Origin of the sequence: Mesorhizobium sp. M6A.T.Cr.TU.014.01.1.1 (assembly GCF_004022765.1) — a bacterium.
GTDB classification, from domain to species: Bacteria; Pseudomonadota; Alphaproteobacteria; order Rhizobiales; family Rhizobiaceae; genus Mesorhizobium; species Mesorhizobium mediterraneum.
In genome coordinates this window covers 172,654-186,326 of record NZ_RZPG01000003.1, presented here as the reverse complement: position 1 = coordinate 186,326, position 13,673 = coordinate 172,654, and the positions used below count along the sequence as shown (strand labels likewise).

The 13,673-nt window shown below is 62.4% G+C and carries 15 protein-coding genes and 1 tRNA gene; 10 read left to right on the top strand and 6 right to left on the bottom strand.

The window, feature by feature from the left end; genetic code table 11:
• The 6 genes from EN885_RS05830 to recQ all read left to right on the top strand — a co-directional run bounded on the left by EN885_RS05830 (position 1) and on the right by recQ (position 6,353).
• The gene (locus EN885_RS05830) at positions 1–1,281 is read left to right on the top strand and encodes a TRAP transporter large permease (RefSeq protein ID WP_128241783.1); all 1,281 of its coding nucleotides are present in this window, start codon (positions 1–3) and stop codon (positions 1,279–1,281) included.
• A gap of 9 nt (positions 1,282–1,290) precedes the next feature.
• On the top strand, positions 1,291–2,067 hold the full coding sequence (locus EN885_RS05825) for a FadR/GntR family transcriptional regulator (RefSeq protein WP_126104481.1): 777 nt from the start codon (positions 1,291–1,293) through the stop codon (positions 2,065–2,067).
• A 27-nt stretch (positions 2,068–2,094) separates the two neighbouring features.
• Entirely contained in the window at positions 2,095–2,952 is an 858-nt protein-coding gene (kduI, locus tag EN885_RS05820) for a 5-dehydro-4-deoxy-D-glucuronate isomerase (protein WP_095487549.1), read from the top strand.
• The gene (gene kduD, locus EN885_RS05815; protein WP_095487547.1) at positions 2,949–3,716 is read left to right on the top strand and encodes a 2-dehydro-3-deoxy-D-gluconate 5-dehydrogenase KduD; all 768 of its coding nucleotides are present in this window, start codon (positions 2,949–2,951) and stop codon (positions 3,714–3,716) included. The genes kduI and kduD overlap by 4 nt, the downstream gene beginning before the upstream one ends.
• A 13-nt stretch (positions 3,717–3,729) precedes the next feature.
• Complete coding sequence (locus EN885_RS05810; protein WP_095487715.1) at positions 3,730–4,068, top strand: cupin domain-containing protein; 339 nt, start codon at positions 3,730–3,732, stop codon at positions 4,066–4,068.
• Between the two features lie 446 nt (positions 4,069–4,514).
• Positions 4,515–6,353: a DNA helicase RecQ gene (gene recQ / locus EN885_RS05805; RefSeq protein ID WP_128241782.1), complete on the top strand. Its 1,839-nt coding sequence runs from the start codon at positions 4,515–4,517 to the stop codon at positions 6,351–6,353.
• A gap of 54 nt (positions 6,354–6,407) precedes the next feature.
• On the opposite strand, the gene EN885_RS05800 is transcribed toward recQ, so the two are convergent.
• Together EN885_RS05800 and EN885_RS05795 are read right to left on the bottom strand one after the other, a co-directional pair.
• Positions 6,408–6,731 (bottom strand): hypothetical protein, encoded by a 324-nt coding sequence (locus tag EN885_RS05800; protein WP_127288342.1) that lies wholly within the window; start codon positions 6,729–6,731, stop codon positions 6,408–6,410.
• 103 nt (positions 6,732–6,834) lie between these two features.
• Positions 6,835–7,758 carry an alpha/beta hydrolase gene (locus EN885_RS05795; protein ID WP_095487532.1) on the bottom strand — a complete coding sequence of 308 codons (924 nt, stop codon included), beginning with the start codon at positions 7,756–7,758 and terminating at the stop codon, positions 6,835–6,837.
• A gap of 184 nt (positions 7,759–7,942) precedes the next feature.
• Between EN885_RS05795 and EN885_RS05790 the strand changes: the two genes are divergently transcribed.
• The gene (locus EN885_RS05790) at positions 7,943–8,917 is read left to right on the top strand and encodes a Tim44 domain-containing protein (protein ID WP_095487713.1); all 975 of its coding nucleotides are present in this window, start codon (positions 7,943–7,945) and stop codon (positions 8,915–8,917) included.
• A 24-nt stretch (positions 8,918–8,941) separates the two neighbouring features.
• On the opposite strand, the gene EN885_RS05785 is transcribed toward EN885_RS05790, so the two are convergent.
• The 4 genes from EN885_RS05785 to EN885_RS05770 form a co-directional block, all read right to left on the bottom strand.
• A complete protein-coding gene (locus EN885_RS05785; RefSeq protein ID WP_095487530.1) occupies positions 8,942–9,583 on the bottom strand; it encodes a class I SAM-dependent methyltransferase in 642 nt (213 codons plus the stop codon).
• A gap of 211 nt (positions 9,584–9,794) precedes the next feature.
• Positions 9,795–9,977: a hypothetical protein gene (locus EN885_RS05780; RefSeq protein ID WP_127205609.1), complete on the bottom strand. Its 183-nt coding sequence runs from the start codon at positions 9,975–9,977 to the stop codon at positions 9,795–9,797.
• 188 nt (positions 9,978–10,165) lie between these two features.
• Positions 10,166–10,882: a pentapeptide repeat-containing protein gene (locus EN885_RS05775; RefSeq protein ID WP_095487528.1), complete on the bottom strand. Its 717-nt coding sequence runs from the start codon at positions 10,880–10,882 to the stop codon at positions 10,166–10,168.
• Positions 10,883–11,355: 473 nt separating this feature from the next.
• Positions 11,356–11,445, bottom strand: a tRNA-Ser gene (locus EN885_RS05770).
• 303 nt (positions 11,446–11,748) lie between these two features.
• Here EN885_RS05770 and EN885_RS05765 point away from each other — a divergent pair.
• The 3 genes from EN885_RS05765 (at position 11,749) to EN885_RS05755 (ending at position 13,478) form a co-directional block, all read left to right on the top strand.
• The gene (locus EN885_RS05765) at positions 11,749–12,402 is read left to right on the top strand and encodes a 50S ribosomal protein L21 (protein WP_095487711.1); all 654 of its coding nucleotides are present in this window, start codon (positions 11,749–11,751) and stop codon (positions 12,400–12,402) included.
• A gap of 100 nt (positions 12,403–12,502) precedes the next feature.
• Positions 12,503–12,772 carry a 50S ribosomal protein L27 gene (gene rpmA / locus EN885_RS05760; RefSeq protein ID WP_095487526.1) on the top strand — a complete coding sequence of 90 codons (270 nt, stop codon included), beginning with the start codon at positions 12,503–12,505 and terminating at the stop codon, positions 12,770–12,772.
• Between the two features lie 118 nt (positions 12,773–12,890).
• Positions 12,891–13,478, top strand: coding sequence for a GNAT family protein (locus tag EN885_RS05755; protein ID WP_095487524.1), 588 nt, complete (start codon positions 12,891–12,893; stop codon positions 13,476–13,478).
• The last annotated feature ends 195 nt before the right edge of the window (positions 13,479–13,673 follow it).

The following is a 13,673-nucleotide window of genomic DNA, read 5'->3' as shown; positions in this document are numbered from 1 at the left end:
ATGGAACTCTGGATACTCTTCGGCGTCTTCACCGTTCTGATGCTTATCGGCACGCCGATCGCTTTCTGCCTCGGCGTCGCAAGCTTTGCCACAGTCCTCTACATGGGCCTGCCGCCGCTCATCGTGTTCCAGCGCCTGAATTCCGGCATGAGCGTCTTTTCGCTGCTGGCCATTCCGTTTTTCATCTACGCCGGCGACTTGATGGTGCGCGGCGGCATCGCCAGCAAGATCGTCGCCTTCGCCGGCTCGCTCGTCGGCCACATGCGTGGCGGTCTCGGGCAGGTCAACATCGCGACCGCTACACTGTTCGGCGGCATTTCGGGCTCCGCGGTGGCGGAGGCGGCAGCGGTCGGCGGTTTGATGATCCCGCAGATGAAGGCGCGTGGATATGGAGCGGACTACGCCGTCAACGTCACGTCGATGGCGGCGCTGATCGCGTTGCTCCTGCCGCCGTCGCACAACATGATCATCTACTCGATCTCGGCAGGCGGAAAGATCTCGATCGCCGACCTGTTCACGGCCGGCATCATCCCGGGCCTGCTTTTGGCCCTGGCACTGATGGTCACCGCCTATTTCGTGGCGCGCTCCCGCGGCTATCCGACCGAGCCGTTTCCGGGTTTCGCCGCCGTCGCGCATCTCTTCGCTGTCGCGGTGCCCGGCCTGCTGCTGATCGCGATCATCTTCGGCGGCGTGCGATCGGGTATTTTCACGGCCACCGAGAGTTCCTGCATCGCCGTCATCTATGCGCTGCTCGTTACCGTCCTCGTTTACCGGCAGATGACTTGGGAAGGTTTCGTTCATGCCACCCATGGCGCCGTGCGCACCACGGCCATGGTGCTGCTCATCATCGGCATGGCGGCGGCGTTCTCGTGGTTGATGGCCTTCCTGAAAGTGCCGGCGGCGCTCATAGCCTCGATGAACGCGATCTCGGAAGATCCGCTGGTCGTGCTTCTCCTGCTCAACGTCTTGATGCTGTTCCTCGGCACCTTCATGGACATGGGGCCGACGATCATCATCTGCACGCCGATCTTCCTGCCCGTGGCACAGGCCTACGGCGTCGATCCGGTGCATTTCGGCGTCATCATGATCCTCAACTTCGGCATCGGGCTGAACACGCCGCCGGTGGGCGCGGTGCAGTTCGTGGCGTGCGCGGTGGGCAAAATATCCGTCTGGGAAGCGATGCGCTCGATCTGGCCATTCTATGGGGCAGGCCTCGTGGTGCTGGGGCTCGTCACTTACATTCCGGCCATCTCGCTATGGCTGCCGAGCGTCTTCAAATAGGGGTTGGCAATGGCATCGGATACGGCGATCAGCCTGAAGGTCGAACGCAAGCCCAAGCTGTCGGAGACCGTGGTCGCGGCGATCCGCAAGCAGTTGCAGGCGGGCGAGATCCAGCCAGGCCAAAAGCTGCCGACCGAGGGTCAGCTGACCGAAACCTTCGGGGTCAGCCGCACCGTCATCCGCGAAGCGCTGGCCAAGCTCGCTGCCGACGGTCTGGTTGAGCCGCGCCAGGGCGCCGGTGTCTTCGTCACCGAGCATATATCGACGATGTTCGGCGCGCTGGCCGCGGACATGGGCAGCAAGGATTCGATCGCGCTCAACGTGCTCGAAGTGCGCCTGGCGATCGAGATCGAATCCGCCGGGCTCGCCGCTATCCGTCGCAATGCCGCGCAGGAAGCGGCGATCCAGGAGGCGTTCTTCGAGTTCGAGAGGCTGCTCTTGAACAGCGAGCCGACGGGTCCGGCCGACCTTGCCTTCCACCGCGCGATCGCCAGCGCCACCAACAACCCGTTCTATGTCGAGATGCTCGACGTGCTCGGCCGGCGCGCCATTCCTTGCGACGTGACGTCACCGTGGTCCACCGAGCTCGCCCAATCCGACGTCTACCAGCGGGGACTGCAAGGCGAGCATCTGGTGATCCTGAATGCCATTACGACAGGCGATGCCGAGTCCGCGCGCGAAGCCATGCGCGCGCATCTCACCGCTAGCCAGCAGCGCTATCGTGAGCGGCTGCACGCACGTCAAAGTTTTTATGCTGAGTCGGTTAAGGCCGCGGCAACCGAATGACCAATGAGGCAGCCCAATGGGACAGCAATGAATCACACTGACAATCACACGGACTTCACCTCGCGCTTCGCCATCGACCCTGTTACCGCCGCGGCGATGGGGACGGACGAGCTTCGCCACAATTTCCTGATCGAAGGCCTGTTCCAGTTAGGCCGCATCGGCCTGACCTACACGCATTATGACCGCATGATCGTCGGCGGCGCCATGCCCGCGGGCACGCCGCTGCCGCTGGAGGCGATCAAGCCGACCGGGACCAAGAACTTTCTCGATCGCCGCGAAATGATCGCCGTCAACATAGGCGGCGCCGGCATGGTGAAGGCGAGCGGCCAATCCTACGAGCTGCAGCCGCGCGACATGCTGTATCTCGGCATGGGCGCCAATGAGGTGTCGTTCGCCTCAGTCAATCCGGCCGAGCCGGCCAAGTTCTATCTGCTCAGCGCGCCGGCGCATCAGAGCCATCCCAGCCAGCTGATCCGCATCGGCGATGCCAAGCGGCTCGACCTCGGCAGCCAGGCGACCTGCAACGAGCGCTCGATCTTCCAGTTCATCCATGCCGGAGGCGTCAAAACCTGCCAGCTCGTCGTCGGCATGACCCAGCTTGCGTCAGGCTCGGTCTGGAACACCATGCCGTGCCATGTGCATGACCGACGCATGGAGGCCTACCTCTATTTCGACCTACCGGAAGCGGCGCGCGTGTTCCATTTCATGGGCGAACCGGACGAGACCCGCCACCTCGTCATGCGCAATGAAGAAGCGGTGCTGTCGCCGGGATGGTCGATCCATTCGGGCGCCGGCACCTCCAACTACGCCTTCATCTGGGCGATGGCCGGCGACAATGTCGACTATACCGATGTCGATCCGGTAGCGATGGAAGAGCTGCGGTGAGCGACCTCTCGGCTTTCAGCCTCGCCGGCAAGCGCATCCTTGTCACCGGCGCCAACACCGGCATCGGTCAAGGCATCGCCCTGTCGATCGCGCGCGCCGGTGGTGCTGTGGTCGGCGTCGGCCGTTCGGCGATGGACGAGACGGCGGAAAAGGTCGCGGCGGTGGGCGGACGCTTCGAGGCGGAACGCTGCGATCTTGCCGATCATGCCGCCGCCCAGGCGATGCTCGATCGCGTCTGGGACGAAACCGGGCCGCTCGATGGGCTGGTCAACAATGCCGGCATCATTCGGCGCGCCGACGCCGTCGATCTGACGGAAGCCGATTGGGACGACGTCACGGACGTCAATCTGAAGACGGTCTTTTTTCTCGGCCAGAGCTTTGCCCGGCGCGTGCTTGCCGATCCGGGGCGGCGCGGCAAGATCGTCAACATCGCGTCGATGCTCAGCTTTCAGGGCGGCATCCGCGTCGCCTCCTATACCGCCTCGAAACACGGCGTGCTCGGCATCACCCGATTGCTCGCCTGCGAATGGGCGTCGAAAGGCATCAACGTCAACGGCATTGCGCCCGGCTATATCGAAACCAACAACACCGAGGCGCTGCGTGCCGATCCAGACCGCAGCGCCGCCATTCTGGCGCGCATTCCGGCCGGGCGCTGGGGCGGTCCGGAAGACATCGGCGACGCGGCTGTCTTCCTGCTGGCGCCGGCGTCCAACTATATGCATGGCGCGGTGGTGCCGGTGGACGGCGGCTGGCTGGCGCGATGAGGAGGATTTGGCGATGACCGGAACGAAGATCTTCTCGCACGCCGGCGAGGGCGCATGGACGCCGACGCCGGACGGCAATCGCAGGCGTGTGCTGCTGCACACGGACGAACTGATGATGGTCGAGTTCGGGTTCGACAAGGACGGTGTCGGCGCGCTGCATTCGCACCCGCATGTCCAGGCGAGCTACGTCGCCGAAGGCCGCTTCGAGGTCACCATCGACGGCAGGACCGAGATCCTGGAGACGGGAAGCAGCTTCATTGTCCCTTCCAACCTGGTTCATGGCGTCAGGGCGCTCGAGGCCGGGCGCCTGGTCGACAGCTTTACGCCGCACCGCGCCGATTTTATCGACTGAAGCCGCGTGAAGGCAGGTCATCGCGGCGTGTGTCCGGCCGAGGGGCAGGCGCTTCCAGCATATCCCGCAAACGAAAAGCCCGCGCCTCCGGAGAGACGCGGGCGTGTTGCCTGGGCGCTTGTGGCGCCGCGGTACTCAAAACATCACCGCAGAACCTGAACCTGCCGAATTATGATGAAGATAGGATTAACCGGCCAGAGTCGACGCGATATTCACAGCCAAAGCGAATAGGGGCTGGAATCACGATCCCATATCCGCCAATGAGGGAGATATTCTTTCAGTTGGCGCCGACGGAGACAGGACTTGAAGGGGGATCAAGTGTTCGAAACCGCGGTCAAGGCAGTCAGCTGGAGATTCGCCGGGGAGCTTTGGCAGGTCATGCCACCGCTGCTCCTGACCGTTCCCGCCCTGCCTTTTCAGGCGGCGCCGATCATAGAAATTCCCTGATGCAGGTATCGACGGCGAGCGTCCGGGCGGAGGATCCTAAGCGGCGCGTCCTGAAGGACGTGTTCGGCTTCGATGATTTTCGGCCCGGCCAGGACGCTGTGACGGAGGCGCTGCTGGCCGGGCGTCATGTGCTGGCTGTGATGCCGACCGGCGCTGGCAAATCGCTCTGCTATCAGGTCCCGGCGCTGGTCCTGGGCGGGCTCACCATCGTCGTTTCGCCCCTGGTGGCGTTGATGCAGGACCAGGTCGCCGCATTGCGTCTTGCCGGCGTGGCGGCCGATACGATCAATTCCTCACTCGACCGCGATGCCAATGTCGCCGCATGGCGCCGCGTTGCGGCGGGCCAGACGCGCCTGCTCTATCTTGCGCCGGAGCGGCTCATGACCGCGCGGATGCTCGAGGCACTGGCCAGGCTCGACATCCGGCTGATCGCCGTCGATGAGGCGCATTGCATCTCGCAATGGGGCCCGGCGTTCCGGCGCGAATACGAGGAGTTGTCGCGGCTGCGCGACATTTTCCCTGACGTGCCGATCATTGCGCTGACGGCGACAGCGGACGAGGCGACACGCACCGACATCGCTGCGCAGCTGTTCGCCGGGCGCGTCGAAACCCTGGTGCTGGGTTTCGACCGGCCGAACATCAAGCTTGGCATCGAGCCCAAGCAGGACGGCAAGCGCCAATTGCTGAGCTTCGTAGAGCGTCATGCCGGCCGTAGCGGGATCGTCTATTGCCTGTCGCGCAAGAAGACCGAGGAGATAGCGGCGTTCCTCGAGAAGAACGGCGTGCGCGCGCTGGCCTACCACGCCGGCATGAGCAAGGACGCGCGTGAAGCAAATCAAAACGCTTTCATGACCTTGTCCGGCGTGGTGATGGTGGCGACCATCGCCTTCGGCATGGGGATCGACAAGCCTGACGTCGCCTATGTCTTCCATACCGATCTGCCCGGCAGCCTCGAAGCGTACTATCAGGAAATTGGGCGCGCGGGCCGCGACGGGCGGGCTGCCGAGGCACATATGCTCTTCGGTCTCGGCGATATCCGCATGCGCCGGCTTTTCATCGAAGACGAGGACGCACCGGCGGAGCATAAAAGGCGCGCGCATGGCCGCCTCGATACGCTGATCGGCTATTGCGAAACGGCCCAGTGCCGCCGCCAGATCCTGCTTGGCTACTTCGGCGAAACAGCAATGCCTTGCGGCAATTGCGACAATTGCCTTGACCAGACGCCGCATGCGGATGGCGAGGCGGAGGCACGGATCATCCTCGCGGCCATCGCCCAGACCGGCGAGCGCTTTGGTGCTGCCCATGTCGTCGATGTTCTGCTCGGCCACGAAACCGAGAAGGTCCTGGCCAAGAACCATCACAGGCTTGCCAGCTTCGGGACCGGTGTGGCGCACAAGAAGGACGTGTGGCTGTCGCTGGTCCGCCAGCTCGTCGCGGGAGGGTTTCTGACATTGGACTCAGGCGGCCATGGCGGCCTCGCCATCGCCGAAAAGGGCCGTGAGCTGGCCCGTGGCGATGTCCCGTTCCGGTATCGCGTAGAGGTGCGGAACCGCGCACCGCGCGGCAAGACACGTCCCGATGCTGCCGCGTGCACGGAAGACCTGGATACCGCTCTCTTGGCCACGCTCAAGGCGGTACGGCTGCGTCTCGCCCGGGAGCGCCAGGTGCCGGCCTTCGTGATCTTCTCCGATCGCACACTGATCGACATGGCCGAACGCTGCCCGCGCGACCTCGACGCCTTCGCCGCAGTCAACGGTGTCGGCGCCGCGAAGCTTAGGGAATTCGGTCAGATTTTTCTGAGCGCGATCGCCGCGCACCAATCCGGGGCATCGGGCTGAGGGCTGTATCAACGCGATCATGCCGACAGCCACCAGACCACTCCGGCGCCGCAATCAGCACTTGCTTCGTCTCACCGCCGCGATCGCAGCCTCCTGCTGCCGCAAGCGCTCGATTCTCGCGCTCTGGCGGGCAGTGACGGTAGAGGCGACACGCCGGGCTCCCCATAGCCAATCCGGAATATTGGTTTTCGCGACTTTGCCCCGGGTGATCGCTGTCGCCGACATCTCCTTGGAAACTTCGCCCATGGCTACGTTGAGTTCGACACAGCTCATCTTGTCGTATTTCGCGGCATCGAAAGATGCGTGGAAGGGCGATGCGCAACCTCCGACAAATACGAAGCTGCCTATCAGAAGCGTGGCTGCAGTGATCGCCTTCATTTTTTATCAAGCAGGTTTGACGCCGACGGGCGAATATCAGAGGGTTCTCGATCTCGAGCCGCGGAGCGCTCCCGAGGTTCTGAGTAACGGACGCATATGACGTCTACAATACTCTGTTCGACGCGTCATTCCCCCTATTATCCTCGAAGAATTTCGAGAGAGCCGCTGCGGTCTGGTGAGGATGCTCTTCTGGAAAGAGGTGCCCGCCTGGGACAGGGCTTCCTTCAACGCTGTCGGCCCATTTTCTCCAAATAGCCAGCGGCCCGCCTTCCTCCGCATACCAGTTCTCCACGGCGCCTTCGCTACTCCATAGCGCCAGGAGCGGACACTCGATGCGACGACCGTTTGCCTGGTCCAGCGCGTCATGTTCACGATCGATCATGGCAGCGGCCCGATACTCTTCGCATATCGCATGAACATGAACGGCATCGCGAAGCGCATCGACATAGGCGTCCCTGACCTCCGCAGAGAACATTTCTGCCGGCGACCCCCACTGCACAATCGCATTGTCGACGATGGCATCGGGCGCCGCGCCTATCAGTCGCTCCGGCAGAGGCTCCGGTTGCGCAAGAAGGCTCCAGGGCCAGAAGCTCAGAGCCAGCCTGGCGTCCGCCCTATCCCACGCGGCGGCGGTGGGGATGACGTCGAGGACGGCGACTTTGGAGATTTCGCCGGGATGGTCGAGCGCCAGGCGATAGGCGACCCGCCCGCCGCGATCATGTCCGGCAACCATGAACTGCTCAAACCCCAGCCGCTTCATGACTTGAACCATGTCGCCGGCCATGGCGCGTTTGGCGTATGGACTATGATCGGCAGAGGAAATCGGACACCCGCTTTGCCCGTAGCCTCGAAGATCGGCGGCGATCACCGTAAAGCGGGGCGCCAATGCTGTGGCGATATCTCTCCACATCAGATGTGTCTCGGGAAAACCATGAAGTAGCAGCAGCGGCGGACCCGTTCCGCCGACCCTTGCGAAAATGGTCGTCTCGTCCAGTTGCAAGCTGGTGGCGCTGAAACCTGCAAACATTGTTCGTCTCCCTCGGCGTGCCCTCAGGCAACAACGCACAATTTAGCAGAAGGATCACGTCAGCTGCCGTGCCTGGTGGAGAGGCGGTAACGGAATTTCTCCTCAATGGCTGGTGCGGGTCACTGATATTTCGATCGGCGCACCCCATATGAGCGGCAAGAGTGTCGCTTAAGGGTTTGCTATGATGATTTCGCGTTCGAGCCGGTTTGCAGTTTTGTTTGCAGGACTGTTCCTGGCACTTTCCATGGTCACGGCCGATTACGCCGAGGCGCGCCGTGGCGGCAGCTTCGGCAGCCGCGGCACGCGCACTTTCCAGTCGGTCCCGCCGACGAGGACGGCGCCACAGCCGGCCGCGCCGGTCGAGCGCTCGATGACGCCCGCGACGAACAATGCGGCCCGCCAGACGCCGGCATCCCAACGACCAGGGATCTTCAGCGGCCTCGGCGGTTCGATGATGCGTGGCCTGCTGCTCGGCGGTCTGATCGGACTTCTTTTGGGTCAAGGGTTCGGCGGCTTGGCTGGCATGTTGGGCCTGCTGCTTCAAGGTCTGCTGATCGGCGGCGCGATCATGTTGGCCATCCGCTTTTTCCGGTCGCAATCGGCACGCAACCAAGCGCCCGCCATGGCCGGTGTTCCGCGGAGCATGGGCAACTTCGGGCGAAACGCGGCAGGCCAGCCCGAGACGGGCAACGTGTCGTCTTTCGCCATTCCAGGCATCGGGTCTGGATTTGGCCGGACGGCTCAAGCCTCCGATGAAATCACAATGACGCCGGCCGACCTCGACACATTCCAGCAACGGTTGACGGAGGTTCAGGAAGCGTTCGGACGCGAAGATCATGCTGGCCTGCGCCGGCTGGCGACCCCCGAGATGGTGTCGTACCTGTCCGAGGAACTTGCCGATAATGCCAAAAAGGGCATCAGGAACGACGTGTCTGACGTCAGCCTGTTGGAGGCCGATATTGCGGAGAGCTGGCGGGAAGACGATCGCGACTACGCGACGGCTGCGCTGCGCTACGAGTCTCTCGACGTGATGCGTGATCGCGCCAGCGGCAAGATCGTCGCGGGCGAAGCCGATCAGCCGACGGAAACGACCGAACTGTGGACCTTCACACGTCAGAACGGTGGCGACTGGAAGCTCGCAGCAATCCAGCAGCCCTGACCGATACGCTGCAGCCTCGGCCGCTCACGTCCTCTTGCGAGCCACGATGTAGGGACGGTTGTCGTTGCCCTTCGTTGCGTGGCTTTCGGTGGCAAGAACGTCGAAGCCCGCGGCACAGATATGCTGGCTCAGGTCTGCCGCCCGAAAGACGCCTGCATAGGGTGCTTTGCCGATCGCGTGCATTGCGGGCAGCAAGGCAAGCCGGATGAGTGGGTTCATATCGCCGACGCAGGGTGTCTTGGAGATGAACAAGCCCTCCGCTGCAAGTAAGGCGTGGATGCGGCGCAGAGTGCCAGGCAGGTCGCGGACCATATGGAGATAGTTGAATCCCAGAACCGCGTTAAACTGCTCGTCGTCAGGCGCAAGCGCGTCTACGGTCGCGGTGCGGAAGACAAGCGCCGGGATGGGGCCAGCGGCGTGTTTCTCGTTGGCAATCGCGATCATTCCGGCGGAAATATCCGTCGCAAGATAGTTTTGAACATCGCCCGCGAGCCGGAGCGCGGTTGTTCCTGTTCCGCAACCCAGCTCCAGCACCCTGTCGCCTGGTCCCAACAGGGCGCGGGTCCGGTCCAGCGTGCGCTCATATCCGGCCTGATCCGCAATCGCGCCCATGGCGTATTTCCGTGAACTGCGGTCCCAGAAGCGGGCGTCGCTCGCTATGCTCATGATGGTTGCTCCTCAGATCGCGGCCTCGCCCTAATCCGCATTAAGTTCGGCATTAAGAATGATCTGAGGCGAGTCGTGTCCGCTCAAGTCAAGTCCCGCAGAAGCTCGTTCGGCTAGATGCGGTGATTGGGCAGTTATTTCGCAGAATAGCGTAGACTCGGCGGAACTGGCGGAGAGGGAGGGGTCCAACTGTCTGGGCATTAAGGTTTCCTCACAGATATCGCTCGCCGTTGGCGCGGTGCTCGAAACAGAGCCAGTGCGGCGTCTGCCTCGGCTTGGCAAAGCTCCATCCCGCATTCTTGGCGCAGCCGGGATGCTGGCACCGATGGCGTATAATGCCGGGGCGAGTGACGGGCTCCATCGCATCCGGACGGCGGATCAGTATGTCACTCATGCTATGATCCTTCCTTCTGAGCAGGAGGTGGACTAGCCACCTCTGCGAACAATGCGGAAAGCACGAGTTCATGCATGTCGAGACGCAAAACCCAACCGCTCGGGAACGGCAGGGCATTCGGGTTAGGCGGCTTGCCGAAAGGTTCGAATCCTGTCGGGTGCAGCATTGCCGCGTTCGCTTGCCGACAACTATTCCTGCTGGAATTGACAGGGCCAATCTTCAGGCCTCGTCAAGCCAGAAGGCAACTCGGTCCGGGCGTCTCCGCAAGCCATGTTGAGCTGCCACTGGGACAGACCCGCCGAATTGGAAAGGTCGACGCCCTCGATACGGGTCAGAAAGAAAAAGGCGCGGTCAAAGTCTATCGACGCGGTGAACGTCGCTCCTCGGAAATCCGCCCGTGCGAGATTGGCAAACGAGAAGCGGCTGCCGCTGATATCGGCGTTATGGAACTGCGCACGCCCCAATTCTGCCTTTGTGAAATCAACGTTGGTCAGATTGGCGTCCTGGAAATTCGAGCGCTGCATTTCCGCGCTCGCAAACACAGCGCCCTGCGCGTCCATACGGCTGAAGTCGGTCCTGTAGGCCTCGATTCTGTCGAACCGGGCGCCTTTGGCGGTCGAGTCGGCCAGGGAAGCACGCACAAGCGTTGCCTTCTCAAGATTTGCCCCAAGGAGATTGCTGTTCCTGAGGTCGGTCGAAGTGAAATCAACACCGAACAGGTTCGCCCCGCTCAGGTCCTGTCCTTCTAGGATGAGAAGCTTCTTGTCACACTCGTGCCAATTGACGCCAGGCGTCGCGGCTGCGTGGCAATTGTGAGCAGCAGTGGCGTTCTGCCAAGCAAACATAGTGCAAACCGCTAGAACCAGGCCGGATGCGGCGTAAGCTCTGGTTCGCCTCAAAGTCATTGTTGCTGAACCTCTGCTACTCGCCGACACTCAACCTGACCACATCTGCTGACATTCGAGAGTGCTCCTCGTCTACACCACCGTCAACCCGGGAGCAGAGGACATGGCGACGGTCGCCGCAGATGCGCAGCGGACGTCAACAATGGGGAGCCTGCTCGGGTGCTGACCGCCACCGCCGGCGTCCGCTGCCGACAAGCGTGAATCCGCTTGGGTCCGCACCGATCGGTACTTCCCGACGGCGAGGTTGACCCGGCACGGGGGCTAGTCGCGTACCCTCATTCCGCTGTCGCATGAACCCCACGACTTCGCTTAGCGAGGCCGAAGTTGATCTCTGCCATCTATCAGGTCGAGGCATGAACCCCGCATATTTGTGTCGTAAGCTGACGTGCCGCGAATACGCCGTTCTCGGTAGGCGGGCTTTATGGCGGCGCGCAACCTATTCTTTGATTTTTATTAATGTAAACAATGCCATATGGCGGAGAGGGAGGGATTCGAACCCCCGATGGGCTTGCACCCATGCCGCATTTCGAGTGCGGTGCATTCGACCACTCTGCCACCTCTCCGCGGTCATGGTCCGCCGTTGCCGGCGCGGCGCACTAGATAACGGCTGGGCGGCCAGGTTACAAGGGCCAATCTGCCCGACGATCCGGCTTCTTGTCAGGTCGCGCGCTTAGCTTGAATGCGTTCGCGGCTCGCTGGCTGACTGCTCGCCTTGACTCGCGCCGAACCTTCGGTTAGGGACAGCGCGCAATCGGCGTGGAGGGTTCTTCCGCGCCGCTTGTTTTTTGAACCCGCAGACTGACAAAAAGACGGCCGAACCGCCTGAAGCGGTTCATCAAGGCCGACCGAACAGCGAAAGGCAAAAAATGTTCGCAGTCATCAAAACGGGCGGCAAGCAGTATCGCGTCGCCGCCAACGATCTCCTGAAGATCGAAAAAGTCGAAGGCCAGGTCGGCGATATCGTCGAGATCGGCCACGTGCTCGCGCATGGCGAGGGCGAGAATGTCACGTTCGGCGCGCCGTTCGTCGACGGCGCCTTGGTCACCGCCGAAGTCGTCGAACAGGGCAAGAACCGCACCGTCATCGCCTTTAAGAAGCGCCGCCGGCAGAATTCGCGCCGCAAGATCGGCCACCGCCAGCTTTTGACCACCGTGCGGATCGCCGAGATCCTGCTGGATGGTGCCAAGCCGACGAAGAAGGCCGCGGCCAAGACCGAGGCAAAGGCTGCTCCGAAGAAGGAAGCCAAGGCAGAAGCTGCGCCGAAGGAAGCCGAGGCCAAGGCAACCGAAACCGCCGCTCCGCTGTTCAAGGCGCCGAAGGGCGAGCCGGACGATCTGACCGTGATCAAGGGCATCGGCCCGGTCGCGGCCGGCCAGTTGAACGAACAGGGCATCACGACGTTCGCCCAGATCGCCAAGCTGTCCGACAAGGATGTCGCCAAGATCGACGAGCATATGCCGTTCAGCGCCGACCAGATCATGGACTGGCGCGAGCAGGCCAAGGAATTGGCGAAGAAGTAAAGCAAGCCGGCGCAATCGTCGCCGGATCGGACTTGAAACGGAACGCGAACGCGTTCATAAGACCTTTTAGGCGCCCCTGCGGCGCATCGGAGTTAGTTAGATGGCACACAAGAAAGCTGGCGGTTCGTCGCGCAATGGTCGCGACTCGCATTCCAAGCGGCTCGGCGTGAAGAAGTTTGGCGGCGAAGCCGTGATTCCGGGCAACATCATTATTCGTCAGCGCGGCACGACGTGGCATCCCGGCGTCAATGTCGGCATTGGCACGGATCACACGCTGTTTGCGCTCGAAGCTGGCGCAGTCACCTTCAACAAAAAAGCCAATGGCCGAACCTACGTATCGGTGAACCCGATGACGAAGGCCGCGGAGTAGCCGGTTCCGTACGAGAACACCGGCACCCATCTCGGGAACCGGTGTCTGGCCAAGCCAGGAAATGGATCAGGGGAGATGGGTTTCCATCTCCCCTTTTTCTTGTGCCTGGAGGACTGACATGGTTGCCGAAGCGGAAGACACAGACGGTGAAAGTTACGCGATAGATTGCCCGGTCGTGATGACCGAGCGGCTGGTGCTGCGGGCGCCGCGCGAAAGCGATATCGAGCAATTGGTGGTGCTCGCCGACAACCGCCATGTCGCCGAAATGCTGGCCCGCATGCCGCACCCCTATGGTGAGGCCGAGGCGCGTGCTTTCCTCGCGATGACGGCCTCGCGCCGGGCCGGGATTGCCTATGCCTTGACGCTGGCCGGGACCGAAACCTTCGTCGGTTGCGCCGGCCTCAACACCACCGATCGCGGGCTGGAGCTCGGCTACTGGATCGGCGAGCCCTACTGGAAGCGCGGCTATGCGACGGAGGCAGCGCACGCGCTGGTCGACCTCGCCTTCCAGAAGACGGCGATCCAGGTGCTGCATGCCTCGACGCGGGTCATCAATCCGGCCTCGCGCCGGGTCATCCACAAATGCGGCTTCCAATATGCCGGCCAGGGCATGCTGAACTCGATCGTCGCCGGCCAGGTGCCCGTCGAGCGCTATCGTCTCGACCGCAAGACCTGGACCAGCCTCAGGAACTGGGTGCATTTTTGAGGCGCGTTGATATTCAGGTGAGGCCGGCCTGCGAATGGCGGCTTCCTGCGCTTCCGGTGCTCACGTACTCTATGTACGCTCCGCTCCGGTTCTCGGAAGCCACCACTCTCGGCACGGCCTGCCCTGAATCTCAACACACCTCGGCGCATGGCCTCGAACCAAAGGTTCCGAAAGAATCATTGTGAATTCAAAAAG